Here is a 1,132-nt window from a genome sequence, read left to right as displayed (position 1 = left end):
GGGGTTGGATTTGGCGTATGTGATGTTTACGTCGGGTTCGACGGGGCGTCCGAAGGGGGCGATGGTTCATCGGGTGGGGATGGTGAATCATGTGTGGGCGAAGGTGGGTGATTTGGGGCTTTCTGCTGGTGATGTGGTGGTTCAGAATGCTCCGTTGACGTTTGATGTGTCGGTGTGGCAGATGTTGGCGCCGTTGGTGGTGGGTGGTCGGGTTCGGGTGTCGGGTGTGGGGTTGGCTTCGGATCCGGTGGGGTTGTTCGGTGTGGTGCGGGATGAGGGTGTGGGTGTGTTGGAGGTGGTGCCGTCGTTGTTGCGGGCGGTTTTGGATGTGTGGGATGGGGAGGGTGTGGTTCCGGAGTTGGGGTCGTTGCGGTGGTTGGTGGTGACGGGTGAGGCGTTGCCGGTGGATTTGTGTGAGCGGTGGTTGGGGTGGTTTCCGGGGGTGCCGTTGGTGAATGCGTATGGGCCGACGGAGTGCTCGGATGATGTGACGCATGCGGTGGTGGGTGTGGGTGATGTGGCTGTGGGTGGTGGTCGGGTTCCGATTGGTGGTGCGGTGCGTAATACGCGGTTGTATGTGTTGGGTGATGAGTTGCGGCCGGTGCCGGTGGGTGTGGTGGGTGAGTTGTTTGTGGGTGGTTTGGGTGTGGGTCGGGGTTATGTGGGTGATGGGGTGCGGACGGCGTCGGTGTTTGTGGCGGATCCGTTTGTGGGTGGGGGTGCGCGGATGTATCGGACGGGGGATCGGGTGGTGCAGCGTGCGGATGGTCAGTTGGAGTTTTTGGAGCGGCGTGATCATCAGGTGAAGGTGCGGGGTCGTCGGGTGGAGTTGGGGGAGATCGAGGCGGCGGTTCGTGCGGTTGAGGGTGTGGGGGATGCGGTGGTGGTGGTGGCTGTGGATGGGTCGGGTGGTCCGCGGTTGGTGGCGTATGTGACGGGTGCTGAGGCTGGTGTGGAGGGTGTGCGTTCGGCGGTGGCGGGGGTGTTGCCGGAGTACATGGTGCCGTCGGTGTGGGTGGTGTTGGAGGCGTTGCCGTTGACGGCGAACGGGAAGGTGGATCGGAAGGCTTTGCCGGCGGTGACCGAGGAGGTCCTGACGGGGGCTGGTGCCGGGTCTGGTGGGGTGCGGGGT

General features: G+C 63.7%; 1 protein-coding gene. It reads left to right on the top strand.

Annotated elements, in window-relative coordinates; genetic code table 11:
- Positions 1-19: 19 nt before the first annotated feature.
- Positions 20-1,132: amino acid adenylation domain-containing protein (locus DY218_RS24290; protein ID WP_267899386.1), on the top strand; the 1,113-nt coding region annotated here is incomplete at its 3' end.

Source organism: Streptomyces triticagri (assembly GCF_003429565.1).
Taxonomy (GTDB): Bacteria; Actinomycetota; Actinomycetes; order Streptomycetales; family Streptomycetaceae; genus Streptomyces; species Streptomyces triticagri.
This window is presented reverse-complemented; position numbering and strand designations above follow the sequence as displayed.